The organism is Kocuria sp. (genome assembly GCF_030530945.1).
Taxonomy (GTDB): Bacteria; Actinomycetota; Actinomycetes; order Actinomycetales; family Micrococcaceae; genus Kocuria.
Genome location: NZ_JAUMTZ010000003.1, coordinates 1 through 24,642, shown reverse-complemented (window position 1 = coordinate 24,642; position 24,642 = coordinate 1). Strand labels below are relative to the sequence as shown.

18 protein-coding genes, 1 pseudogene and 1 riboswitch are annotated in these 24,642 nt (G+C 71.1%); of the genes and pseudogenes, 3 read left to right on the top strand and 16 right to left on the bottom strand.

What is annotated here, in order from left to right; genetic code table 11:
* Positions 1 to 11: 11 nt before the first annotated feature.
* The 13 genes from rpsG to glp all read right to left on the bottom strand — a co-directional run bounded on the left by rpsG (position 12) and on the right by glp (position 19,654).
* Positions 12 to 482 (bottom strand): 30S ribosomal protein S7, encoded by a 471-nt coding sequence (rpsG, locus tag Q4A22_RS03995; RefSeq protein ID WP_012397685.1) that lies wholly within the window; start codon positions 480 to 482, stop codon positions 12 to 14.
* The gene (rpsL, locus tag Q4A22_RS03990; RefSeq protein ID WP_012397684.1) at positions 482 to 856 is read right to left on the bottom strand and encodes a 30S ribosomal protein S12; all 375 of its coding nucleotides are present in this window, start codon (positions 854 to 856) and stop codon (positions 482 to 484) included. The genes rpsG and rpsL overlap by 1 nt, the downstream gene beginning before the upstream one ends.
* A 413-nt stretch (positions 857 to 1,269) precedes the next feature.
* Positions 1,270 to 5,160: a DNA-directed RNA polymerase subunit beta' gene (locus Q4A22_RS03985; RefSeq protein WP_303177434.1), complete on the bottom strand. Its 3,891-nt coding sequence runs from the start codon at positions 5,158 to 5,160 to the stop codon at positions 1,270 to 1,272.
* Between the two features lie 65 nt (positions 5,161 to 5,225).
* Entirely contained in the window at positions 5,226 to 8,735 is a 3,510-nt protein-coding gene (rpoB, locus tag Q4A22_RS03980) for a DNA-directed RNA polymerase subunit beta (protein ID WP_303177432.1), read from the bottom strand.
* Between the two features lie 227 nt (positions 8,736 to 8,962).
* Positions 8,963 to 9,706, bottom strand: a complete 744-nt coding sequence (locus tag Q4A22_RS03975; protein WP_303177431.1) for an MBL fold metallo-hydrolase — start codon at positions 9,704 to 9,706, stop codon at positions 8,963 to 8,965.
* A gap of 164 nt (positions 9,707 to 9,870) precedes the next feature.
* A complete protein-coding gene (gene gcvT, locus Q4A22_RS03970) occupies positions 9,871 to 11,016 on the bottom strand; it encodes a glycine cleavage system aminomethyltransferase GcvT (RefSeq protein WP_303177430.1) in 1,146 nt (381 codons plus the stop codon).
* Positions 11,016 to 13,910, bottom strand: coding sequence for an aminomethyl-transferring glycine dehydrogenase (gcvP, locus tag Q4A22_RS03965; RefSeq protein WP_303177429.1), 2,895 nt, complete (start codon positions 13,908 to 13,910; stop codon positions 11,016 to 11,018). Before gcvP ends, gcvT begins: the two co-directional genes overlap by 1 nt.
* A 162-nt stretch (positions 13,911 to 14,072) precedes the next feature.
* Positions 14,073 to 14,185: riboswitch (glycine riboswitch) on the bottom strand.
* Positions 14,186 to 14,385: 200 nt separating this feature from the next.
* The gene (gene rplL / locus Q4A22_RS03960) at positions 14,386 to 14,772 is read right to left on the bottom strand and encodes a 50S ribosomal protein L7/L12 (RefSeq protein ID WP_303177427.1); all 387 of its coding nucleotides are present in this window, start codon (positions 14,770 to 14,772) and stop codon (positions 14,386 to 14,388) included.
* Positions 14,773 to 14,903: 131 nt separating this feature from the next.
* Positions 14,904 to 15,437: a 50S ribosomal protein L10 gene (gene rplJ, locus Q4A22_RS03955; protein ID WP_303177425.1), complete on the bottom strand. Its 534-nt coding sequence runs from the start codon at positions 15,435 to 15,437 to the stop codon at positions 14,904 to 14,906.
* A gap of 345 nt (positions 15,438 to 15,782) precedes the next feature.
* Entirely contained in the window at positions 15,783 to 16,616 is an 834-nt protein-coding gene (gene fdhD / locus Q4A22_RS03950; RefSeq protein ID WP_303177423.1) for a formate dehydrogenase accessory sulfurtransferase FdhD, read from the bottom strand.
* Between the two features lies 1 nt (position 16,617).
* A complete protein-coding gene (locus Q4A22_RS03945) occupies positions 16,618 to 17,748 on the bottom strand; it encodes a molybdenum cofactor biosynthesis protein MoaE (RefSeq protein ID WP_303177421.1) in 1,131 nt (376 codons plus the stop codon).
* Entirely contained in the window at positions 17,745 to 18,242 is a 498-nt protein-coding gene (gene moaC, locus Q4A22_RS03940; RefSeq protein WP_303177418.1) for a cyclic pyranopterin monophosphate synthase MoaC, read from the bottom strand. The genes Q4A22_RS03945 and moaC overlap by 4 nt, the downstream gene beginning before the upstream one ends.
* A 116-nt stretch (positions 18,243 to 18,358) precedes the next feature.
* Positions 18,359 to 19,654, bottom strand: coding sequence for a gephyrin-like molybdotransferase Glp (glp, locus tag Q4A22_RS03935; protein ID WP_303177416.1), 1,296 nt, complete (start codon positions 19,652 to 19,654; stop codon positions 18,359 to 18,361).
* Between the two features lie 65 nt (positions 19,655 to 19,719).
* Between glp and moaA the strand changes: the two genes are divergently transcribed.
* Genes moaA through Q4A22_RS03920 form a run of 3 tightly spaced genes read left to right on the top strand, consistent with a single transcriptional unit; the run spans position 19,720 to position 22,322 of the window.
* Positions 19,720 to 20,796, top strand: coding sequence for a GTP 3',8-cyclase MoaA (moaA, locus tag Q4A22_RS03930; protein ID WP_303177414.1), 1,077 nt, complete (start codon positions 19,720 to 19,722; stop codon positions 20,794 to 20,796).
* Positions 20,797 to 20,806: 10 nt separating this feature from the next.
* A complete protein-coding gene (locus tag Q4A22_RS03925; protein WP_368410544.1) occupies positions 20,807 to 21,064 on the top strand; it encodes a MoaD/ThiS family protein in 258 nt (85 codons plus the stop codon).
* Between the two features lies 1 nt (position 21,065).
* Positions 21,066 to 22,322: a molybdopterin molybdotransferase MoeA gene (locus Q4A22_RS03920; protein ID WP_303177410.1), complete on the top strand. Its 1,257-nt coding sequence runs from the start codon at positions 21,066 to 21,068 to the stop codon at positions 22,320 to 22,322.
* Between the two features lie 88 nt (positions 22,323 to 22,410).
* On the opposite strand, the gene Q4A22_RS03915 is transcribed toward Q4A22_RS03920, so the two are convergent.
* From Q4A22_RS03915 to Q4A22_RS03905, 3 genes and pseudogenes are all read right to left on the bottom strand, one after another.
* A complete protein-coding gene (locus Q4A22_RS03915; RefSeq protein WP_303177409.1) occupies positions 22,411 to 23,565 on the bottom strand; it encodes a GNAT family N-acetyltransferase in 1,155 nt (384 codons plus the stop codon).
* A 200-nt stretch (positions 23,566 to 23,765) separates the two neighbouring features.
* Positions 23,766 to 24,476: a 50S ribosomal protein L1 gene (gene rplA / locus Q4A22_RS03910; protein ID WP_303177407.1), complete on the bottom strand. Its 711-nt coding sequence runs from the start codon at positions 24,474 to 24,476 to the stop codon at positions 23,766 to 23,768.
* Between the two features lie 86 nt (positions 24,477 to 24,562).
* Positions 24,563 to 24,642 (bottom strand): annotated as a pseudogene (locus Q4A22_RS03905) (50S ribosomal protein L11); the annotation flags it as partial.

The following is a 24,642-nucleotide window of genomic DNA, read 5'->3' as shown; positions in this document are numbered from 1 at the left end:
GCTGCCCAATTTTACCAGCGGTAGTGGGCGAAGGCCTTGTTGGATTCGGCCATCTTGTGAGTGTCCTCGCGGCGCTTCACAGCGGCACCGAGACCGTTGGACGCGTCCAGGATCTCGTTCTGCAGACGCTCGGTCATGGTGTTCTCACGGCGGGCCTTGGAGTAGCCCACGAGCCAGCGCAGGGACAGGGCCTGCGCGCGACCGGCCTTGACCTCGACCGGCACCTGGTAGGTGGCACCGCCCACGCGACGGGAGCGGACCTCGAGGGCCGGCTTCACGTTCTCGAGGGCCTTCTTCAGGGTGGCCACGGGATCGGAGTTGGTCTTGTTGCGCACACCCTCGAGAGCACCGTAGACGATGCGCTCGGCGGTGGACTTCTTGCCGTCCTGCAGGACCTTGTTGATCAGCTGCGTGACCACGGGCGAGCCGTAGACGGGATCGACGACCAGGGGGCGCTTGGGAGCGGGACCTTTACGAGGCATTACTTCTTCTCCTTCTTGGCGCCGTAGCGGGAGCGGGCCTGCTGGCGGCCCTTGACACCCTGGGTGTCGAGGGCGCCGCGCACGATCTTGTAGCGGACACCCGGCAGGTCTTTCACGCGACCGCCGCGCACGAGCACGATGGAGTGCTCCTGGAGGTTGTGGCCCTCGCCGGGGATGTAGGCCGTAACCTCCACGCCACCGTTGAGCTTCACGCGGGCAACCTTGCGCAGCGCCGAGTTCGGCTTCTTGGGGGTGGTGGTGAACACGCGGGTGCAGACGCCGCGCTTCATGGGGTTGCCCTTGAGCGCGGGAGCCTTGGTCTTCACGACCTTGGAGTGCCGGCCCTTGCGGACCAGTTGCTGGATAGTTGGCACGGTGCCTCCTGTTGGGGCGGCGGCCGGTGGATGCCGACCCCGCCGATGACGGAACGGTGATCCCGGGAGCTCCAGGACGGCGGGTGACGCAGAACCTGGTGCAGAGCATGACTAAAGATGGCATCTAGGTACAAGGTGCGTACCACAGGACGGAGTCCGATTTGCCATCTCGTTGCAAACTGCCCGGAATCGAGCAATTCTGCCCCAGCATATCAGCTGTGGACCCGCACGTGAAGACGGACCCGCTGACCGGGCCCGACGACGTCGTCGTAGCGGGCCGGGCCGGACGAGACGGAGCCCGGGCGTGGTCCCCCGAGGGGAGGACGCGCCCGGGCTCCGGGGGTCACTCAGCGCTCACCGCGGGGCCCGGACGCCGGGTCCGGCCCCTGCGGTGAGAGGTCAACCACAACGACTCAGTTGCCGCCGAAGTCGTAGTCGTCGAGCGGAATCGCCTGGAACTCGGAACCGAGTCCGCCGGCGTTCTCCTCGGCGTAGCTGAAGTCGGCGAACGCGGACGGATCCGTGAACATCTGGGCCTTCGCCTCCTCGGTGGGCTCCACGTCCACGCTGTTGTACCGGTCCAGACCGGTGCCCGCGGGGATGAGCTTGCCGATGATGACGTTCTCCTTCAGGCCCAGCAGCGGGTCCGACTTGCCCTCCATGGCGGCCTGCGTGAGAACACGCGTGGTCTCCTGGAAGGACGCGGCGGACAGCCACGAGTCCGTGGCGAGCGAGGCCTTGGTGATGCCCATGAGCTCCGGACGACCGGCGGCAGGACGCTTGCCCTCGGCCACCGCACCGCGGTTGGCCTCGAGGAAGCGCACGTTGTCCACCAGCTCACCCGGCAGCAGCGCGGTGTCGCCGGACTCGATGATGGTCACGCGACGCAGCATCTGCCGGACGATGACCTCCACGTGCTTGTCGTGGATGCCCACGCCCTGCGAGCGGTACACGCCCTGGACCTCGTCCACGAGGTGCTTCTGCGCCTCGCGGGGACCGCGGATGCGCAGCACCTCCTTGGGGTCCACCGCACCGGTGACGAGCTGCTGTCCCACGTCCACGTGGTCGCCGTCCGCCACGAGCAGCTTGGCGCGCCGCAGCACGGGGTACGCGAACTCCTCGTCGCCGTTGTCCGGGACCACGACGATCTTGAGGGACTTGTCCGTGTCCTCGATGCGGACCCGGCCGGCCACCTCGGAGATCGGGGCCACACCCTTGGGGGTGCGGGCCTCGAAGAGCTCCTGGATACGGGGCAGACCCTGCGTGATGTCACCGTCCGAGGACGCGACACCACCGGTGTGGAACGTGCGCATGGTCAGCTGCGTGCCGGGCTCGCCGATGGACTGCGCGGCCACGATGCCCACGGCCTCGCCGATGTCCACCAGCTGGTTGGTGGCCAGGGAGCGGCCGTAGCACGCGGCGCACACGCCCACGGCGGACTCGCACGTGAGCACCGAGCGCACACGCACCTGGTCCACACCCGCGGCGTAGAGCTTCTCGATCATGGCGTCGGACATGTCCGCACCGGCCTCGGCCAGCACCTCGCCGTTCTCATCCGCCACGGCACTGGCCAGCACGCGGCCGTGCACCGTGTTCTCCACGTCCTCCTGCAGCGTGCGCACACCGGTGTCGGTGACGTCCGCGAGCGGGAGGGTCAGACCGCGCACGGTCTGGCAGTCGGACTCGCGCACGATCACGTCCTGCGAGACGTCCACCAGACGACGGGTCAGGTAGCCCGAGTTGGCCGTACGCAGCGCGGTGTCCGCGAGACCCTTGCGGGCACCGTGGGTGGCGATGAAGTACTCCAGCACCGACAGGCCCTCACGGTAGGAGGACTTGATGGGGCGGGGCATGATCTCGCCCTTGGGGTTCGCCACGAGACCGCGGATGCCCGCGATCTGACGGACCTGCATCCAGTTGCCTCGGGCACCGGAGGACACCATGCGGTTGATGGTGTTCGTGGGTGCGAGGTTGTCGCGCATGGCCTGCGCCACCTCGTCCGTGGCCTTGGACCAGATGTCGATGAGCTCCGAGCGGCGCTCGTCGTCGTCGATCAGACCCTTGTCGTACTGGCCCTGGATGCGCGCGGCCTGCGCCTCGTAGCCCTCCATGATGGCGGGCTTCTCCGGCGGGGTCGCGATGTCCGAGATGGCCACCGTGACGCCCGAGCGCGAGGCCCAGTGGAAGCCGGCGTCCTTGAGGTTGTCCAGGGTCCGGGCCACCCGGGTCATGGGGTAGCGCTCCGCGAGGTCGTTCACGAGCGCGGACAGGTGCTTCTTGTCCGCGACGTTCTCGTCCCACGGGTAGTCCTCGGGCAGGGTCTCGTTGAACAGCACGCGACCCAGGGTGGTCTCCACGACGGCGGGCTGACCCAGCTCCCAGCCCTCGGGAGCCTCCCAGCCGGCGTACGGCACGAAGTCCTCGAGGCGGATCTTGCACTTGGCGTTCAGGTGCAGCTCGCCGGAGTCGTTGGCCATGATGGCCTCGGCCACGGACGAGTAGCTGTTGCCCTCCCCGGCCCAGCCCTCACGCACGGTGGTGAGGTGGAACAGGCCGATGATCATGTCCTGCGAGGGCAGGGCGATCGGCTTGCCGTCCGAGGGCTTGAGGATGTTGTTCGAGGACAGCATCAGCACGCGCGCCTCGGCCTGGGCCTCCGGCGACAGCGGCAGGTGCACCGCCATCTGGTCACCGTCGAAGTCGGCGTTGAACGCACCGCACACCAGCGGGTGCAGCTGGATGGCCTTGCCCTCCACGAGCTGCGGCTCGAACGCCTGGATGCCCAGGCGGTGCAGGGTGGGGGCACGGTTCAGCAGCACCGGGTGCTCGGTGATGACCTCTTCCAGGACGTCCCACACCTGCGGGCGGTAGCGCTCCACCATGCGCTTGGCGGACTTGATGTTCTGCGCGTGGTTCAGGTCCACCAGGCGCTTCATCACGAACGGCTTGAACAGCTCCAGGGCCATCTGCTTGGGCAGACCGCACTGGTGCAGCTTCAGCTGCGGGCCCACCACGATCACGGAACGACCGGAGTAGTCCACACGCTTGCCCAGCAGGTTCTGGCGGAAGCGGCCCTGCTTGCCCTTGAGCATGTCCGAGAGGGACTTCAGGGCGCGGTTGCCCGGACCCGTGACCGGACGGCCACGACGGCCGTTGTCGAACAGGGAGTCCACGGCCTCCTGCAGCATGCGCTTCTCGTTGTTCACGATGATCTCGGGGGCACCGAGGTCCAGCAGGCGCTTCAGGCGGTTGTTGCGGTTGATCACACGACGGTAGAGGTCGTTGAGGTCAGAGGTCGCGAAGCGCCCACCGTCCAGCTGCACCATGGGACGCAGCTCCGGCGGGATCACCGGCACGGCGTCCAGGACCATGCCCAGCGGCGAGTTGTCGGTGGTCAGGAACGCGTTGACCACCTTCAGCCGCTTCAGGGCGCGGGTCTTGCGCTGGCCCTTGCCCGTGGCGATGGTCTCGCGCAGCGCCTCGGCCTCGGCCGCGAGGTCGAAGGTCTCCAGACGCTTCTTGATGGACTCCGCGCCCATGGAGCCCTCGAAGTACATCCCGTAGCGGTCCACCATCTGGCGGTACAGGGCCTCGTCACCCTCGAGGTCGTTGACCTTGAGGTTCTTGAAGCGGTCCCAGACCTTCTCCAGGTAGTCGATCTCGCGGTCCGCGCGCTTGCGCACGTTCGCCATCTGGCGGTCGGCGGAGTCACGCAGCTTGCGCTTCTCGGCGGCCTTGCCGCCCTCCTCCTCCACGCGGGCCAGGTCGTTCTCGAGGTCACGGGCGATCGCGTTGATGTCCGCGTCCCGGGTGTCCTCGAGCTGCTTCTTCTCACGGTCGATCGCGGCCTGCAGGTTGGGCAGGTCGTCGTGACGGGCCTGCTCGTCCACGGACGTGATCATGTACGCCGCGAAGTAGATGACCTTCTCGAGGTCCTTCGGGGCGAGGTCCAGCAGGTAGCCCAAGCGCGAGGGGACGCCCTTGAAGTACCAGATGTGGGTCACGGGAGCGGCGAGCTCGATGTGGCCCATCCGCTCACGGCGCACCTTGGCGCGGGTGACCTCCACGCCGCAGCGCTCGCAGATGATGCCCTTGTAGCGCACGCGCTTGTACTTGCCGCAGTAGCACTCCCAGTCCCGGGTGGGACCGAAGATCTTCTCGCAGAACAAGCCGTCCTTCTCGGGCTTGAGCGTGCGGTAGTTGATGGTTTCCGGCTTCTTGACCTCACCGTAGGACCAGCCGCGGATCTGATCCGCGGTGGCGAGGCCGATGCGCATGAGGCCCAATGAAGAATCGTTGGACATAAGGTCCTGTCCCTCTTTCGTAAAATCCTGAAATCTGACGGGCTGAACTGGGAACGAGAGCGGTCTCAGACCTCTTCGACCGAGCTGGGCTCGGAGTGGGAGAGGTCGATGCCGAGCTCGTCGGCAGCCCGGAAGCTGTCGTCCTCGGAGTCACGCATCTCCACCGTGTTGCCGTCCGCGGAGAGGACCTCCACGTTCAGGCACAGGGACTGCATCTCCTTGATGAGCACCTTGAAGGACTCGGGCACCCCCGGCTCGGGGATGTTCTCGCCCTTGACGATGGCCTCGTACACCTTCACGCGGCCGTGGACGTCGTCGGACTTCACCGTGAGCAGCTCCTGGAGGGTGTACGCGGCGCCGTACGCCTCCAGCGCCCACACCTCCATCTCACCGAAGCGCTGGCCGCCGAACTGCGCCTTACCGCCCAGCGGCTGCTGGGTGATCATGGAGTACGGTCCGGTGGAGCGCGCGTGGATCTTGTCGTCCACGAGGTGGTGGAGCTTCAGGATGTACTGGTAGCCCACGGACACCGGGTCCGGGAACGGCTGGCCGGAGCGGCCGTCGTACAGCTTGGCCTTGCCGGAGCGCCCGATCAGGCGGTCGCCGTCCCGGGTGGGGTTGGTGTGGTCCAGCAGGTCGAAGATCTCGTCCTCGCGGGCGCCGTCGAACACCGGGGTGGCCACGTTCGTGGGGCCGGTGCTCTTCGGGAAGTTGCTCAGCCCGTGCAGCCACTCGGGGTCGCCCTCGATGTTCCAGCCCTGCTTGGCGAGCCAGCCGGTGTGGACCTCGAGCACCTGGCCCAGGTTCATGCGGCCGGGCACACCCAGCGGGTTCAGGATCACGTCCACTGGGGTGCCGTCCTCCATGAACGGCATGTCCTCGATGGGCAGGATCTTGGAGATGACACCCTTGTTGCCGTGGCGGCCGGCGAGCTTGTCGCCGTCCGTGATCTTGCGCTTCTGCGCCACGTACACGCGCACCACCTGGTTCACACCGGCGGGAAGGTCGTCGTCCTCGTCCTCGCGGTCGAACACGCGCACGCCGATCACGGTGCCGGACTCTCCGTGGGGCACCTTCAGGGAGGTGTCGCGCACCTCGCGGGACTTCTCGCCGAAGATGGCGCGCAGCAGGCGCTCCTCCGGGGTCAGCTCGGTCTCGCCCTTGGGCGTGACCTTGCCCACCAGGATGTCGCCCGCCTGGACCTCGGCACCGATGTGGATGATGCCGCGCTCGTCTAGGGCGGAGAGCACCTCCTCGGACACGTTCGGGATGTCGCGCGTGATCTCCTCGGCACCGAGCTTGGTGTCGCGGGCGTCGATCTCGTGCTCCTCGATGTGGATGGACGTCAGGACATCCTCCGAGACCATGCGCTGGGAGAGAATGATGGCGTCCTCGTAGTTGAGGCCCTCCCAGGACATGTAGGCGATCAGCAGGTTCTTGCCCAGCGCCAGCTCGCCGTGGTCCGTGGAGGGGCCGTCGGCGATCACGGTGCGGGGCTCGACGCGCTGGCCCTCGGACACGATCACGCGCTGGTTGTACGTGTTGCCCGGGTTGGAGCGCACGAACTTGTTGATCGGGTAGAGCGTGGTGGTGCCGTCGTCGTTGAGCACGGAGACGAGGTCCGCGGAGACCTCCTCGACCACGCCCGGCTTGGTGGCCAGGACGGAGTCGCCGGCGTCCAGGGCGGCGTAGCGCTCCATGCCGGTGCCCACGAGAGGGGCCTCGGAGGTCAGCAGCGGCACGGCCTGACGCTGCATGTTCGCACCCATGAGCGCGCGGTTGGCGTCGTCGTGCTCGAGGTACGGGATCAGGGCCGTGGCCACCGACACCATCTGGCGCGGGGAGACGTCCATGAACTCGATGTCCGTGGGGGCCACGAGCACGGCCTCGCCGGAGCCGTCGGAGGCACGGGCCAGCACGGCGTCCTCGGCGAAGTGGCCGTCGTCGGTCAGCGGCGCGTTGGCCTGGGCGATGGTGAGCCCGCGCTCGTCGTCCGCGGTGAGGTAGACGACGTCGTCGGTGACGGTGCCGTCCACGACCTTGCGGTAGGGCGTCTCGATGAACCCGAACGGGTTGATGCGCGCGTACGTGGCGAGCGAGCCGATCAGGCCGATGTTCGAGCCCTCGGGGGTCTCGATGGGGCACATGCGGCCGTAGTGCGACGGGTGGACGTCACGGACCTCCATGCCCGCGCGGTCACGGGACAGGCCGCCGGGGCCCAGCGCGGACAGGCGGCGCTTGTGGGTCAGGCCCGCGAGCGGGTTGTTCTGGTCCATGAACTGCGAGAGCTGGGACGTTCCGAAGAACTCCTTGATCGCGGCGACCACGGGACGGATGTTGATCAGGGTCTGGGGCGTGATCGCCTCGACGTCCTGGGTGGTCATCCGCTCGCGGACCACGCGCTCCATGCGGGAGAGACCCGTGCGGATCTGGTTCTCGATCAGCTCGCCCACGGCGCGGATGCGACGGTTGCCGAAGTGGTCGATGTCGTCCACGGCCACGTGGATCTCGCGCTCCTGGCCGTCCCGGATGCCGGGCATGGTGGAGCCGCCGTCGTGCAGGGTGACGAGGTAGCGGATCATGGCCACGATGTCGTCCAGGGACAGCACGGAGGCGTCCGGGTCCGTGAACGGCTTGTCCAGACCCAGCTTGCGGTTGAGCTTGTAGCGGCCCACCTTGGCGAGGTCGTAGCGCTTGGGGTTGAAGTACATGTTGTCCAGCAGGGACTGGGCGGCATCCACCGTGGGGGGCTCCCCCGGGCGCAGCTTGCGGTAGATGTCCAGCAGCGCCTCCTCGCGGGTCTCCGTGCCGTCCTTCTCCAGGGTGGCGCGGATGGAGTCGAACTCGCCGAACTCCTCGAGGATCTTGGCCTCGGACCAGCCCAGCGCCTTGAGCAGGACCGTCACGGACTGCTTGCGCTTGCGGTCCAGACGCACGCCCACCTGGTCGCGCTTGTCGATCTCCAGCTCGAACCACGCACCGCGCGAGGGGATGATCTTGGCGGAGTAGATGTCCTTGTCGGAGGTCCGGTCCTGGCCCTTCTCGAAGTAGGCACCGGGGGAACGCACGAGCTGGGAGACGACGACGCGCTCGGACCCGTTGATCACGAACGTGCCCTTGTCGGTCATCAGCGGGAAGTCACCCATGAACACGGTCTGCTGCTTGATCTCCCCCGTGTTGTTGTTCATGAACTCGGCCTTGACGTACAGCGGCGCCGAGTAGGTGGCGTCACGGTCCTTGCACTCGTCCGTCGTGTACTTGGGGTCGTAGAACTCCGGCTCGGAGAACGAGAGGGACATGGTCCCCTGGAAGTCCTCGATCGGGGAGATCTCCTCGAAGATGTCGGAGAGCCCGGACGTGGTGGACACGCTCGTGTCCCCGGTCTCCTGGGCCTCGACCACGCGGGCCTGCCAGCGCTCGTTGCCCACCAGGCGGTCGAAGCTGTCGGTCTGCAGGGCCAGCAGGTTGGGGACGTCCAGCGGCTCGTGGATCTTCGCGAAGGAGACGCGGCGAGGGATGTTGTCGCTGGTGGGGTGGTTGGCGGAGACGTTCGTATCGGTGCTCGAGGCGACCAAGATGTGATCCTTCCACAGACATGCAGTGAATACGCGAGGTTCCCGGGGAGAGAAAAAGGGGCCGGTCACGAGGAGACTCGCCGACCGCCCCTGCGGCGCCCACCGCTATATGAAGGCACGCATGCATAAGGGACAACGCAAAGCACTAGCTTAGGCCAGATCTGCCCCGTTGTCCACACCTGTGCTGGACGAATCCCCGTCCGCGACGTAATATGCGCGTCCGCCGCTCAGGCGACCCCGTTCACCCGGGCTCGCGACGCCGCCCGCTCGGCTCCCAGCCGCCAGGGGTCCCCGTGGCCCGGCAGGACGGTGGTGGCCCCGGTGGCGGCGATCGCGTCCAGCGAGGCCACCGCCATCTGGGCATCGGCGGTGGCCGCACCGGCCACGATGCGCGGGCCGGTCAGACCGGTGTAGGGGTCGAGGGTGACGAGCGCGTCCCCGGACAGCACGGCGTCGGCGGCCGGGACGTGCAGCGCGCAGTGGCCCCACGTGTGGCCCGCGGTGAACACCACGCGGGGCGCTCCGGGCACCGGCACCGTCTCCCCCGCCACGAGCTCCCGGGTCACGCTCACGCCGCGCACCGCGGCTGCGCCGCCGGCGAGCATGGCCGCAAGCACGGGGACCGCCCGGGGGTGGCGCAGGGGATAGAGCGCCGCGGGGTTCTCGTGGGCGTAGCTGTACGGGTGGGCGGCCAGGTGGCGCTCGCTGCGGTGCGCGTACACCGGCAGGCCCAGCCGGGTCACCAGCTTCGCGGCGACCCCCACGTGGTCGAAGTGCGCGTGGGTCAGCACGAGGGCCTTGAGGTCCTGCGGGGTGCGGCCCAGCTCGCGGACCGCCCACCCCAGCTCGTTCCACGCCCGTGGCAGCCCCGCGTCCACGAGCGTGAGACCCTCCCGGCCCTCGAGCAGGTAGCAGTTCACCCCGTGGCTCTGGATCATGTGGATCCCGGGGGCGACATCTCGCAGGAACACGGCTCTCTCCTTCTCGGACCGGGCCCGGCACCCGTGGCCCGGGTCCCGGCGGGCCCGCGCGGTCTGCCGGGTCCCGGCCAGGACACGAAAGAGCGGGCCTGCCGGAAGAATACGTCCGGCAGGTCCGCTCTCGGCACCACCCCTGGGGGTCGTTCCCGGGGCGCTCAGCCCCGCTTGTAGAACGGCATGGGGGTCTGGGCGACCTCCACGCCGCGGCCGCGGGGGTCCTGGACGCCCACGTTGCCGGCGGCGATCTCCTCGAGGGCGTCCGTGGCCACGAGGGCCATGGCCACGGGCTTGCCCAGGGTCGGGGAGGGCAGACCGCTCGTGACCTCGCCGACGGGACGCTCGCCCACCAGCACGGTGTAGCCCGCGCGCACCGGCTTGCGTCCGAGCCCCTGCAGGCCGATCAGGGTGCGTCGCGGCTCCTCACGCAGCAGCGCCGCGAGCGCGTCGTGGCCCACCGTGCGGGTGCCCGCCTCGTCCTTCTTGCGCAGGGCCACCTCCACGAGCTTGCCGAGCCCGGCCTCCGCGGGGGTGATCTCCGTGGAGAGCTCGTGGCCGTAGAGGGGCATGCCGGCCTCCAGACGGAGGGAGTCGCGGGCCGCCAGGCCCGCGGGCCGCACCGGGGCGTCCTCCGTGCCGAGCTCCGCCGCGGTGGCGAGCAGGGCGTCCCACAGCCGCACGGCGTCCCCGTTGGGGCAGTAGAGCTCGAAACCGTCCTCGCCGGTGTACCCGGTGCGTGCCGCGAGCACGTCCACGCCGCCGCAGCGGGCGGGGGTGCAGGCGTAGTACTTCAGGCCCGCGACGTCCTCGGCCGGTTCCAGTCCCGTGGCCTCCAGGACCTCGAGCGCGCGGGGCCCCTGCACGGCGATCAGCGAGGTCTCCGCGCCCCGGTCCGTGACCGTGACGTCGAAGCCCTCGGCGCGCTCCTGCAGGGCCCGGACCACGGTCTCCTGGTTGCCCGCGTTGGGCACCACGAGGTAGCGGTCCTCCGCGAGGCGGTAGGTGATGAGGTCGTCCAGGACGCGTGCCTGCTCGTCCACGATCACCGAGTACTTGGCACGGCCCACGCCGATCGAGGACAGCACGCCCACGAGCGCGTGGTCCAGGAACGCCCCGGCCTGGGCCCCGGTGACCTCCACCTCGCCCATGTGGGAGAGGTCGAAGATCCCCGCTCCCCGGCGCACGGCGTGGTGCTCGGCGGTGTCGCTGTCGTAGCGCACGGGCATCGACCAGCCGCCGAAGTCCGTGAAGCGGGCGCCGAGCTTCTCGTGCGCCCCGTGCAGTGCGGTCTGCTTCTCGCTCATCAGTTCTCCTCCCCCGCGGCAGCGGAGTACGCGGCGTCGAACGCCTCGATCGGCGGGCACTCGCACACCAGGTTGCGGTCACCGGCGGCGTTGTCCACGCGGCCCACCGGCGGCCAGTACTTGACGCGGCGCAGCGTGGCCACGGGATAGCCGGCCTGGGAGCGGGCGTAGGAGCGGTCCCACTGGTCCGCGGTGAGCACCTGTGCGGTGTGCGGGGCGTGGCGGATCACGGAGTCCTCGAGGGCCACCGTGCCGTCCGCGATCTCCTGCATCTCCGCGTGGATGGTGCGCATGGCCTCGATGAAACGGTCCAGCTCCTGGAGCCCCTCGGACTCCGTGGGCTCCACCATGAGGGTGCCGGCCACGGGGAACGCGAGCGTGGGCGCGTGGAAGCCGTAGTCCACGAGACGCTTGCAGACGTCTTCCGCGGTGACCCCGGACGCCTTGGTCATGGGGCGCAGGTCCAGGATGCACTCGTGCGCCACCAGGCCGCCGTCCCCGGTGTAGAGCGTGGGGAACACGTCGGAGAGCTGCCGGGAGATGTAGTTGGCGCCGAGCACCGCGGTGCGGGAGGACTCGGTGAGCCCCTGCGCGCCGGTCATCGCGATGTACATCCACGTGATGGGCAGCACCCCGGCGGAGCCGTGCGGGGCCTCGGCCACGGGGAAGCCCGCGCCGCTCTCCTCGAGGTCAGCGGTGACCGGGTTGCCGGGCAGGTACGGGGCGAGGTGCTCCGCCACGGCCACGGGGCCCACACCGGGCCCGCCGCCGCCGTGGGGGATGCAGAACGTCTTGTGCAGGTTCAGGTGGGAGACGTCCCCGCCGAAGCGGCCGGGCCGGGCCAGGCCCATGAGCGCGTTCAGGTTGGCGCCGTCCACGTAGACCTGCCCGCCGGCGTCGTGCACCGCCGCGCAGACCTGCGTGATGTCGGTGTCGTACACGCCGTGGGTGGAGGGGTAGGTGACCATGATGCCCGCGAGCTCGTCCCCCACGGTCTCGATCTTGGCCGCGAGGTCCTCCTGGTCGATCGTGCCGTCCTGGGCGGTGGCCACCACCACGACCTTCAGGTCCGCGAGCACGGCCGACGCCGCGTTGGTGCCGTGGGCGGAGGACGGGATCAGGATGGTCTTGCGCTGGGACTCCCCGCGGTCCATCTGGTAGCGCCGGATGGCCAGCAGCCCGGCCAGCTCGCCCTGGGAGCCCGCGTTGGGCTGCAGGGACACGGCAGCGTAGCCGGTGATCTCGGCGAGCCACTGCTGCAGCTGCTCGATCAGCTCGAGCCAGCCGCGGGTCTGGTCCTCGGGGGCCAGGGGGTGGATGCTCGCGAACTCCGGCCAGGAGATGGGCTCCATCTCCGCGGCGGCGTTGAGCTTCATGGTGCACGAGCCCAGCGGGATCATGGTGCGGTCCAGGGCGAGGTCCTTGTCGGAGAGCTCGCGCAGCCACCGCATGAGGGAGGTCTCGGAGCGGTGCGTGTGGAACACCGGGTGGGTCATGTACTCGTCGGTGCGCAGCGCGTCCTGCGGCAGCTCGAACACCGAGGCGTCCGCGGCGGTCCCGGACTCCGCGGCGTCGCACGCCTCGCCGACGGCCGTGAGGACCTCGGCGACGTCGCGCTCGGTGTGCGGCTCGCCGAAGCTCGCGCCCACGGTGTCCGCGTCCACGCGGCGCAGGTTGATCCCGCGGTCGGCGGCGGCCGCCACGACGGCGTCGGCCCGGCCCGGGACCGTGAAGGTCACCGTGTCGAAGAAGCGCTCGTGGGCCACCTCGATGCCGCGGGCGCGCAGCCCGACGGCGAACTCGGCGGCGAGCCCGTGCAGCCGCTCGGCCAGCGCGCGCAGTGCCGCAGGGCCGTGGTGCACCGCGTACGCGGCGGCGACGATCGCCAGCAGCGCCTGGGCGGTGCAGATGTTGGAGGTGGCCTTCTCGCGGCGGATGTGCTGCTCGCGCGTCTGCAGGGCCAGTCGGTAGGCGGGAGCCCCGGAGGAGTCCGTGGACACGCCCACGATGCGCCCGGGCAGGGAGCGCTCGGTGCCCTTGCGGGACGCCATGAACGCCGCGTGCGGGCCGCCGAAGAACAGGGGCACGCCAAAGCGCTGGGCGGAGCCCACGGCGATGTCCGCGCCCATCTCACCCGGGCTGCGCAGCAGGGTCAGCGCGAGCAGGTCGGTGCTCACGGTCACCAGGGCACCGGACTCGTGGGCGGCGTCGATCACCGCGGTGGGATCCGTCACGTCCCCGTCCGCGCCGATCTGCGCCACCACGACGCCGTAGTAGTCGCCGTCCGCGACCGCCTTCGCGGCGGTCTCTGGGTCGCCGAGGTCGGCGAGGACCAGCTCGATGCCCGCGGCACGGGTGCGCCCGGTGAGCACGGCGAGGGTCTGCGGCAGGCTGCGGCTGTCCACGAGCACCCGGGTGCTCTTGGACCGGCGGTTGGCGCGGCGCATCATCAGCACGGCCTCGGCCACGGCGGAGGACTCGTCCAGCAGGGACGCGTTCGCGACCTCCAGGCCGGTGAGGTCGATCACCGCGTTCTGGAACGTGAGCAGCAGCTCGAGCCGCCCCTGGGAGATCTCCGGCTGGTACGGCGTGTAGGAGGTGTAGAAGCCGGGGTTCTCCAGGATGTTGCGTCGGATGGCGGCGGGCGTGACGGTCTCGTGGTACCCCTGGCCGATCATCTGGCGCATCACCGTGTTGCGTGATGCGATCCGGCGCAGTGTGGACAGCGCCTCCGGCTCGTCCAGCGGCTCTGGGAGATCGAGGGTGCCGCGGAGGCGGATGCTCTCCGGGACGGCCCGGTCGATGAGCGCGTCCAGGCTCTCGGCGCCCACGGCGCTGAGCATGGTGGCGATCTCATCGGCGTCCGGGCCGATGTGTCGGGACAGGAAGGACATGCGAGGGTCTCCTGGGCTGCTTGTGGGCGCGTGAGGGCCCGGTGTGTCCTCCCCGCTCTGTTCCGAACCTGAGAGATTTCGCCGGTGGGCGCAGCAGCTCGCGCCTCCCGACCTGCCCCGACGGTGTTTCCCGCCGCGCGGACGGGGAACTCTCCAGAGTGGCCTGGTGCGGCGGTACGGGTGCCTGAGAGGTTCCCGGGGAGGGTTTGCTCCTTCGGCGATGACGCGGTCCGGCACGTGCTCCTGAACCCGCCATGCTCTCCCGCCGCACCGTGGCGGCCAGATGGTCGCTCATAGTTTCGCACATCACACTGACACCGTGAACGCCCCCGGCCGCAGAGCCGGACTGATGGCGCCGCCGTCCCCGGGAACGCGCAGGACCCCGCACCTGGCGGTGCGGGGTCCTGCGGTGGCAACCCGCGCGTGGCGTCCGGGGACGCTCACGCGGAGCCGGGGGCGCGCGAGGCGCCCGGAGTCACTTGACGGTGACGGTGGCGCCGGCGCCCTCGAGGGCTTCCTTCGCCTTGTCAGCGGCTTCCTTGGTGGCGCCTTCCAGGACGGCCTTGGGGGCGCTGTCCACGAGGTCCTTGGCCTCCTTCAGACCCAGCGAGGTCAGACCGCGGACCTCCTTGATGACCTGGATCTTCTTGTCACCGGCGGACTCGAGGACGACGTCGAACTCCGTCTTCTCCTCCTCGGCGGCACCGGCGTCGCCGCCGGCGGGGGCGGCACCGGCCACGGCCACGGGGGCGGCAGCGGTGACGTCGAAGGTCTCCTCGAACGCCTTCACGAACTCGGAGAGCTCGATGAGGGACAGTTCCTTGAAGGCCTCGATGAGCTCTTCGGTGGTCAGCTTAGCCATGGTGTTGGCTCCTTACTTCTACGTGGCGCCGGTGCGGGTGGCTCCGGCGAGGTGTGCGTGGTGAGAAGAACACGGGTGCGGTTCCGACGAGCGGAACGACCACCCGCGACCCGGGATGCCCCGGGAAGGGATCAGGCTGCGCTCTCGCCCTGCTCGTCCAGCTTGGCGCGCAGCGCGTCCGCGGTGCGCACGGTCTTGGACAGCGGGGCCTGGAACAGCGCGGCGGCCTTGGAGAGCGACGCCTTGGCGGCGCCGGCAACCTTGGCCAGCAGAACCTCGCGGGACTCGAGGTCCGCGAGCTTCTTGATCTCGGCCTCGTCCATCGCGACGCCGTCCAGGTAACCGCCCTTGACGATCAGCTGGGGGTTGTCCTTGGCGAAGTCACGCAGGGTCTTGGCCGTCGCAACGGCGTCACCGGAGACGAACGCGATGGCGGAGGGGCCCTGGAGCTGCCCCTCGAACGCGTCGATGCCGGATTCGCGCGCCGCAATGGCGGTGAGCGTGTTCTTCACCACGGCGTATTCGGCGTTCTCACCCAGCGTGCGGCGCAGCGTCTTCAGCTGAGCCACGGTGAGCCCGCGGTACTCCGTCAGGACAGCAGCGTGCGAGTTGGAGAACAAGTCCTTCAACTCCGCGACCGCGGCAGCCTTTTCAGGATTCGCCATGGTGCTCCTTCCTTACATGTGGATGCCGGCTCCGCGTCCCCGCGAGGAGAAACGACAAAAGCCCCGCGCAGATGCCCGGGGCTCGACCACCACGGGAGAGTTGCACCGAGGTGCGTGCTCCCGAGGGAAGGATTCGTGCTGGTTCACCTGCGCTGGACGGCCCTCGTTTCCGAGGACCTCTTCGACCACGCGCACCGGGGCGCGCATGATGACCGGCGGTCTTTGGTGATCACACCGTACCCCGGACCGCCGCGGCACGCCAAATCCCCTCCTCAGTGGAGCCCGTGGGGGTGGCCGTCCCGTCCGGCGGGGCCGACCCGCCGGCCGGACCGGTGGCGGTACCCGCTACGCGGTGATCCGCTCCGGGTGGGTGTAGACGTTGCACCGGCCCCGGCGGTTGAAGCCCACCACGGTCACGCCGCTCTCCCGACCGCGGGTCACGGCCAGGGCAGAGGGGGCGCTGACCGCGGAGAGGACGGGGATCCCGGCCATCGCGGCCTTGTTCACCAGTTCGAACGATGCGCGTGCAGAGACCTGGAGGACCACCTCGTGCAGCGGCAGCAGCCCACGCTGCACGGCCCAGCCCACCACCTTGTCCACGGCGTTGTGCCGGCCCACGTCCTCGCGCACCACGAGCGGCTCCGCGCTGCCCACCGGGAAGAGGGCCGCGGCGTGGACCCCGCCCGTGGCGTCGAAGACCCGCTGGTGCCCGCGCAGCTCGTCCGGCAGCGCCACCAGCCGCGCGGCCGGCACCAGGGGACGCGGCGGTGCCACCGGGTGGGCGGAGGGCTTCACGACCGCGTCCAGGGATGGGGTGCCGCACACCCCGCACGAGGACGAGGTGAAGACCTGCCGCTGCGCGCCGCGGTCGGGGCCGGGGGCGCCGGGCGCCAGGCGGACGTCCACCACGTTGTAGGTGCGGTGGCCGTCCCGGTCCACGCCGGAGCGGTAGTCCATCTTCACCACGTGGGAGACCTCCGTGATCACGGCCTCGCTCAGCAGAAGGCCGGTCACGAGCTCGAAGTCGTCCCCCGGGGTGCGCATGGTCACGGTGAACTGCTGGCCGTCCAGGCGGATCTCCAGGGGCTCCTCCCCCGCGAGCCGGTCCGGGCCGGCCCGCACCTCGCCGTGGGCGTCGAAGGTGCGCACGCGCGCGGGAACGATGATCCGTGCGGGCATCTCAGGCGTCCAGCCCCACCCAGGTGTGGCCGCCGTCGTCGAAGCTCTCGCGCTTCCAGATGGGCACCCGCTCCTTGATCCGGTCCACGAGCAGCGCGCACGCCTCGAACGCCTCCCGGCGGTGTGCGGCCGCCACGGCCACCTCCAGGGCGCTGTCTCCCACGGCGAGCGCGCCGGTGCGGTGCGCCGCCCACAGTCGCGTGCCGGGGTGCTCACGGGCCACCTCCTGCGCCACGTCCGCCAGCACCTGCCCGGCGCTCGGGTGCGCGGAGTACTCCAGGGCGGTGACACCCTCCCTCCCGCCGTCGTGGTCGCGGATCACGCCGCTGAACCCCACCACCGCACCGCAGCTCGGGTGGGAGACCGCGAGCCGCGCCCGCGCGGCGTCCAGGGGGCCCTCAGTGGTCCCGGCGTGCAGGACCTCACCGGGGCTTTCGCGCCCCGCGTGCGCCGCCTCTCCTCCCCCGGACGACGCCGCCGGGCCCGCCCGGGGTGGCCCGGCGGCGTCGGCCGGGGTGCCACCCGCGGGGACCGTCTCTTCCCCGGAGCGTGTCACGGAGCGGTCCTCGCCGTGGCCGTGGACGTCCTCGAGCTGCGCGCTGATGTGGTCCAGCAGCGGATCCAGCACGGCGATGCCGTCCTTGACGCCCCCGCGGGAGCCGGGGAGGTTCACCAGGAACGTGCGGCCCACGTGACCTGCCACCCCGCGGCTCATCACGGCCGTGGGGGTCTTCTCCAGGCCCGTGGCCCAGAGCGCGTGCATGATGCCCGGGGCCTCGCGCGCGACCACCCGGGCGGTGGACTCGGGGGTCACGTCGTCCGAGTTCAGGCCCGTGCCGCCGGAGGTGACCACGAAGCGCGGGGCGCTCTCGCGCTCCGCGTCCGCGGTGAGCTCGCGCAGCAGCGTGAGCACCTCGGGCCCGTCCGGGACCACGCGGACCGTGACACGCATTCCGCGGCGCTCGAGCCACTCGCGCAGCAGGGGCCCGCACCGGTCCTCGGCCTCGCCCCGTGCGGCGGAGCTGGAGACGACCACGACCTCCGCCCGGCGGTTCGTCAGGTGGTAGTCCCCCACCTCGTCCCGGTGGGGCGGGCGCTCGGTGCCCGCGTGCCTGTGCGTGCCCTGCGTCATGGCCTGCTCCACTCCCCGCTCTTGCCGCCGGACTTGGCCAGCACCCGCGTCCGCTCGATGGTGGCCGCCTTGTCCACGGCCTTGATCATGTCGTAGAGGGTCAGCGCCGCCACGCTCGCCGCCGTCAGGGCCTCCATCTCCACGCCCGTCACACCGCGGGTGCGGACGGTGGCCCGGACGACCACGCGGTCCTGCTGCGGCGTGAGGTCCACGCTGACCTTGCTGAGGGGCAGCGGGTGGCACAGCGGCACGAGGTCGGGGGTGCGCTTGGCGGCCATGATCCCGGCCACGCGCGCGACCGCCAGGGCATCCCCCTTGGGCAGGTCCCCGGTGCTCAGCATCGCGATGACGTCCGGGCGGGTGAGCAGCACCGACTCCGCGGTGGCCTCGCGGGACGTCACCGCCTTCTCGCTGACGTCCACCATGTGGGCGGTGCCGTCCTCGCGCACGTGCGTGAGCCGCTGCGGTGCGGGCTCGTCCTGGTCGTGGGTCACCGTGGTTCTCCTTGCCTGGTCTGCTTGCCTGGTCCGCGGACCCGCGGTCCGTCGGTTGCTGCGTGGCGTGCTCGTGGGTCGCCGCGCGACGGCCTGTTCGGCGTTTGCCGGGCCCCTCACCCGGGGGCCTCACCGGCACGCGGTGTGAGCACTCCCCCCGCCACGGGCAGCACCGTGACGGGCGTGCCCGCCGCCAGGGGCCGTTCCCCCGGTGGGATCACCACCAGGACATCCGCTCCAGCCGCGGCGGTGAGCAGGTGCGAGGAAGCCCCGCCCACCAGTACCACCCGCGGCGCGGCCGTGTCCTGCCCCGCCAGCGCACCCCGGCGCAGCTGCGTGCGGTCCGCGAGGGGCGTCGCGGTCCGGACCAGCACGGCGGTGAGCCGCCGCGGCGGCGCGCAGCACCCCCAGACCGCGGCGAGCGCGGGGCGCACGAGCACCTCGCACGAGACCCAGGTGCTCACGGGGTTGCCCGGCAGGCACACCACCGGAACGCCCTGGACTGTACCGCACCCCTGGGGCCCGCCCGGCTGCATCGCCACGTGGCCGAACCACGTGGCCGTCCCCGCGGCCCCCAGGCCCTGGCGCACCACCTCGAACGCCCCGGCGCTGATCCCGCCGCTCGTGAGCACCAGCTCCGGGCGGTCGCGCTCCACGGCCGCGCCGAGGCCGCGCACGAACGCCCGTGGGTCGTCGTCCACGCGCAGGTGCGTCACCCGCTCGGCCCCGGCGCCCACCAGCCACTCGTGCAGCAGCGGGGCGTTGGCGTCGTGCACGGTCCCGGGCCGCAGCGGCTCGCCCGCGGGCAGGACCTCGTCCCCTCCACTGACCACGAGCACCCGCGGTCCCCGGTGCACGGTCACCTCGTGCTCGGGCGGCAGCCCCAGGGCCGCGCAGGCCCCGACAGCCGCGGGGCCCAGCACGGTCCCGGCCGGCAGGGCCACCGCTCCGCGGGCGACGTCGCTGCCGGCCTCCCGCACGAATGTCCCCGCGGGGTGCGCACGGGCCGTCTCTGCGGCCACGGTGACCGCGGGGGTGTCGAAGCGGGCGGGGAGCACACGCTCCACGGGGACCACGGTGTCCGCGCCCGCGGGCAGCGCGGCTCCGGTCATCACGGCCGTGGCGGTGCCCGGTTCGTGGCGGGAGGGGACTGAGCCCGCGGCCCGGGTGGCCGCGACGGGCAGCTCGACCGCGCCGTGGGTGAGCGCGGGCTCGAGGTCCACCGCGCGCACGGCGAAGCCGTCCATCTGGGAGTTCGTCTCGGGGGGCAGGTCCAGCGGTGCCACCACGTCCCGCGCGAGCACCCGGCCACCGGCACGGGACAGCGGGAGGGCGCGGGCGGCGTCGTCCGGACGGTGGGCGCGGAGCAGCTCGCGGAGCGCGCGGACGTGGGCCTCGATGCTGCGGGACATGCGTCCAGGGTAGCCACCGCACCGGAGCCGGGAGGGCGTCGGAGATCGGGCCTAGAGTGGGTGCCATGCCCGTCTTCCTCGGTAATCCCCAGGTGCTCCCCGCGCGGGGAGCCCCCACCCAGGGTCCGCTGACGGACCGTTTCGGGCGCACCGCCACGGACCTGCGGATCTCCCTCACCGACAAGTGCAACCTGCGCTGCACGTACTGCATGCCCGCGGAGGGGATGCAGTGGCTGCCCCGCGAGTCCCTGCTGAGCGTCGCCGAGATCGTGCGCCTGGCGCGGATCGCGGTCACGGACTTCGGGGTGCGGGAGGTCCGGCTCACGGGCGGTGAACCGCTGATCCGCCCGGACCTGGAGGAGCTCGTGTCCGAGCTGAGCACGCGGCTGCCCGGGATCCCCGTGTCCATGACCAGCAACGGGATCGGGCTCGCGGCGCGCGCCCAGGGGCTGAAGGACGCTGGGATGACCCGCGTGAACATCTCCCTGGACACGCTGTGCGCGGAGACCTACGCCCGCCTGGCCCGGCGCGGGCGGCTCGGACAGGCGCTGGAGGGCGTGGCGGCCGCGCAGCGGGTGGGCATGAGCCCCGTGAAGCTCAACGCCGTGCTGATGCGGGGCGTGAACGACCACGAGGCCCCTCAGCTGCTGCGCTGGTCCCTGGAGAACGGGTGCGACCTGCGCTTCATCGAGCAGATGCCCCTGGACGCGGACCACGGGTGGACCCGCGAGAACATGGTGACCGCCCAGGACATCCGGGCCAGCCTCTCCCAGCACTTCGACATCACCCCGGACGCCGCGCCCCGTGCCGGAGCGCCGGCCGAGAAGTACCTCGTGCGCGAGCGCGGGGAGCACCGCGTGCTCGGCACCGTGGGCATCATCGCCTCGGTCACCGAACCGTTCTGCGAGGACTGCACCCGCACCCGCATCACCGCCGAGGGCCACGTGCGCTCGTGCCTGTTCTCCCACCACGAGACCGATCTCATGCACCTGCTGCGCTCGGGGGCCTCGGACGAGGACGTCGCGCAGCGCTGGCGGGACGCCATGTGGGTCAAGCCACGCGCCCACGGGATGGAGCACACGGGCCTGGACTCCGGGGACTACGTCCAGCCGGACCGCAGCATGAGCGCGATCGGAGGCTGAGACGGTGCTCGTGAGGTACTTCGCGGCCGCCGCGGCCGCCACCGGGATCGACGAGGAGCACGTGGAGACCACCACCGTGGTGACCCGCACCGACCTCGAGCAGCTGCTCGTCACCCGGCACCCCGTGGCCCCCGCGGGCGAGAGGACGCTCGCGCAGGTGCTGCCGCAGTGCTCCCTGCTGGTGGACGGCGTAGCCACACGGGATCCCTCGGCGCCGCTCGCGCCGGGTGCCACTGTGGACGTCCTGCCCCCGTTCGCGGGCGGCTGAGGTGGGAGAGCGGATCTTCCCCGCAGCCGGACCGGGCTGGGCACGGGAGCTGCCCGGGGAGGAGCACGTCCCCCGTGGACGGGCCGTGGAGCTCGCCCACCGCGCGGGATCCGCCCTTGCGGCCGCGCGCGGCGACACCTGCCAGGAGGTCTCCCTCACCGCCGCGGTGGGCAGGGTCACCGCCCGGGACGTGCAGGCCGCGTGCGCCGTTCCGCACTACGCCTCCAGCGCCATGGACGGCTACGCGGTCAGCGGGCCCGGACCGTGGCGGCTGTCCCCGGGAGACGCAGCCGCCGACGACCTGCCCAGCACGGCATCGGACGTGCCCCTGGCCCCCGGAACGGCTGTCCCCGTGGTCACCGGAGGTGTGATCCCCCGGGGCACGACCACCGTGGTCCGCGAGGAGTTCGCCGCGCGCTGCGGGGATCTGGTGGAGCTCGCCGCCGGTGCACCCCGCACGGAGCTGGCCGGGCGCCACATCCGACCCGCCGGAACCGAGTGTGCCGCCGGTGAGGTGCTGCTCCCCTCCGGGACCGTGGTCTCCCCCGCCGGTGCGGCCTTCGCCGCGGTCGCGGGGGCAGACGTCCTGGCGGTGCGCCGCGCCCCGCGCGTCGCGGTCCTGCTGACCGGTTCCGAGGTGCTCACCGAGGGGATCCCCGGGCCGGGTCGGGTGCGGGACGCGTTCAGCATGTCCCTGCCCCACGTGGTCACGGCCCAGGGCGGGAGTGTGGGCACCGTGCGCCGGGTCCCCGACCACGCGCGGTCCCTGCGCGACGCCTTCGAGGAGGCCGCCACGGAGCACGACCTCGTGCTCACCACGGGGGGCACCGCGCGCTCCCGGGCGGACCTCGTGCGTCCCCTCGTGCACCGGCGCACCCGGCTGCTGGTGGACCAGCTGGACCTGCAGCCGGGGCACCCCACGCTGCTCGGGGCGGGCGAGCAGGGCGCGGTACTGGCGCTGCCCGGAAACCCGCTGGGTGCCGTGGTGGCCCTGATACTGCTCGGCGGGGCGTTCACGGCAGGGTTCCTGGGCCTGGCCCCCGCCCCGTTCCGCCCGGCCGTTCTCGGCGCGGACGTGGCCGGTGGACGTGCCGAGCGGCTGGTCCCGGCGCGGCGGCACGACGGGCTGTGGCAGCCGTGCCGAGCGGTGGGCTCCAACATGCTGCGCGGGCTCACTGCCGCGGATGCCCTGCTGGCGGTCCCGCCCGCCGGGCTGAGGGCCGGGGAGAGCTCGGTGGTCCTCGCGCTGCCCTGGTGACCGGGAAGCCCCGGCGCGGAGACCCCCCGTGGGAATGGTCTCTGCGGCCGGGGGGGGGCGCCAGGCCGTTTCCGCGAGGACCACCGGGTCAGGGCGTGCTGAAGTCCTGCTCCCAGATGGCGGACTGTCCCGCGTCCCGGAAGCCCAGCCGCGCGTTGACCCAGTTCATCCGGTCGTTGCCGCTGTGGGTCCACGAGTAGACCGTGTGCGCCTCCGGCACCTCCCGCGCCAGCTGGTCCAGGTTGGCGAGTTTCAGCCGCATGCCCAGCCTGTGGCCGCGGTGCTCCCGCACCACCAGTGTCTCGTCCTGCAGGGCGAGCGTGGCGCGGTGCTGCGCGACGATCAGTTCTGTCATACCCACGAGCTCCCCCGTACGGACGTCCTGGACCACCGCCATGAGGGAGCGGTCGCCGTCCTCCTGGCGCAGCTGCTCCGTGCGGCGCACCCGCGCACCGTCCCACGGGTCGGGATCCGTCACGGCGGGGCGCACGAAGGAGTCCGTGGGCAGCTTGGAGTGCAGCCGCGCCAGCGGTTCCAGCAGCTCCCCGGGCGCCTCCCCCACCCAGGTGTGCATCCGGTAGTGCTCCGCGAAGGGGGTGGCGGCCAGAGACTCCTCGATCCGCTCCCTGCGCTCGGGATCCAGGGGTACGGGCAGCAGCGCGAAGCTGCTCACCGTTCGCAGCGAGTACCCCGCGTGCTGCGCGAAACGGGTCTGCCGATGGCTCGCGGGAAGACGACCGGAGCCGTCCGAGGCGTCCAGCCACTGCACCGGCGCGGCGGCACCGCCGCTGCCGTCCACGCTGCCGTCGCCGGGCCCCGAGGGATCCCGCGCCTCGGAGGCCGGGTGCTCCGTGACGAGCCGCAGGAACCGGCGGGACTCCCCGTGGGCGAGCTGCTCGGCGGCCTCCAGCAGGGAGCGGCCAATGCCCTCGGAGGTCTCCGCGGGCGCCACGTGCACCAGCACCTGGGCGGCGTCGGTGTCCGCGAGCAGAGGCATGCGCACCTCGGCGCGACCCACCACGCGCCCGTCCACGCTCGCGCACAGGATGTTGACGCGCTCGTACGGGTCCTTCAGGTCGCGGAAGATGTCGTCCGCCTCGTTGCTGAGCTGGTCCGTGCCCCACACGTGGCGCCGCGAGGCCTTCACCACGTCCGCCACGCCCCCGAGAACGCGCTGGGCGTGCTCGTCGAACGCTTCCGGGATGCGCAGCAGCTGGATCCGTACCGGTGACGACTGCGTCACAGTGCTCTCCTTCCGTGCCGCCCTCAGCCCGGGCGGCACCGCGTCGAGGGACCCGCACCGGGGTCCGGCGTCCAGTACACCACGGATGCCCGGACGTGCTCCGGTTCCGGACACGGGAAGAGGGCCCGGCCTGCACGGCACGGACCCTCTTCCTCGTCCACGGGCTCACGGGACCCGGGGGTCGCCGTGAGAGCTCCGGATCACGCCTGGGGCACGACCTCGGTGGCGTTCGGGTCCACGGGGATGCCCGGGCCGAACGTGGTGGCCACGGTGGCCTTGGTGACGTAGCGGCCCTTGGACGCGGAGGGCTTCAGACGAAGCACCTCCTCCAGCGCTGCACCGTAGTTCTCGGCAAGCTTCTGGGCGTCGAAGGACGCCTTGCCGATGATGAAGTGCAGGTTGGAGTGCTTGTCCACGCGGAAGTCGATCTTGCCGCCCTTGATGTCGTTCACGGCCTTGGTGACGTCCATGGTCACCGTGCCGGTCTTCGGGTTCGGCATGAGGTTGCGGGGGCCCAGGATCTTGCCCAGGCGACCGACCTTGCCCATCATGTCCGGGGTGGCCACGGCGGCGTCGAAGTCGGTCCAGCCGCCCTGGATCTTGGCGATCAGGTCGTCGGAGCCCACGAAGTCGGCGCCGGCGGCCTCGGCCGCGGCGGCCTTGTCACCCACGGCGAAGACGACCACGCGGGCGGTCTTGCCGGTGCCGTTGGGCAGGTTCACGGTGCCGCGGACCATCTGGTCCGCCTTGCGGGGATCCACGCCGAGACGCATGGAGACCTCCACGGTGGGGTCGGACTTGCTGCCCTCGGCCAGTTCCTTCGCCAGGGCCACTGCCTCGGCGGGAGCGTAGAACCTGCCCGCCTCGATCTTCTCGGCAGCCGCCCGGTATGCCTTGCTGCGCTTTGCCATCTGCTTCTTCTCCTTGTGCAGTTGTGGTCAGCGGACCGCGCTCGGCCCTGCCACGGTGAATGTCGTGCGGGTGAACCCGGGAGGGTTCAGTTGACCTCGATGCCCATGGAGCGGGCGGTGCCGGCGATGATCTTCGCGGCGGCGTCGATGTCGTTGGCGTTGAGGT

Bases quoted from the DNA above. Each gene is read 5' to 3' on its own strand.
- Q4A22_RS03945 (WP_303177421.1), bottom strand. From the start codon at position 17,748: ATGACGCAGGGCACGCACAGGCACGCGGGCACCGAGCGCCCGCCCCAC.
- glp (WP_303177416.1), bottom strand. From the start codon at position 19,654: ATGTCCCGCAGCATCGAGGCCCACGTCCGCGCGCTCCGCGAGCTGCTC.
- rplJ (WP_303177425.1), bottom strand. From the start codon at position 15,437: ATGGCGAATCCTGAAAAGGCTGCCGCGGTCGCGGAGTTGAAGGACTTG.
- Q4A22_RS03985 (WP_303177434.1), bottom strand. From the start codon at position 5,160: ATGTCCAACGATTCTTCATTGGGCCTCATGCGCATCGGCCTCGCCACC.
- gcvP (WP_303177429.1), bottom strand. From the start codon at position 13,910: ATGTCCTTCCTGTCCCGACACATCGGCCCGGACGCCGATGAGATCGCC.
- rplA (WP_303177407.1), bottom strand. From the start codon at position 24,476: ATGGCAAAGCGCAGCAAGGCATACCGGGCGGCTGCCGAGAAGATCGAG.
- moaA (WP_303177414.1), top strand. From the start codon at position 19,720: ATGCCCGTCTTCCTCGGTAATCCCCAGGTGCTCCCCGCGCGGGGAGCC.
- rpsG (WP_012397685.1), bottom strand. From the start codon at position 482: ATGCCTCGTAAAGGTCCCGCTCCCAAGCGCCCCCTGGTCGTCGATCCC.
- gcvT (WP_303177430.1), bottom strand. From the start codon at position 11,016: ATGAGCGAGAAGCAGACCGCACTGCACGGGGCGCACGAGAAGCTCGGC.
- fdhD (WP_303177423.1), bottom strand. From the start codon at position 16,616: ATGCCCGCACGGATCATCGTTCCCGCGCGCGTGCGCACCTTCGACGCC.
- rplL (WP_303177427.1), bottom strand. From the start codon at position 14,772: ATGGCTAAGCTGACCACCGAAGAGCTCATCGAGGCCTTCAAGGAACTG.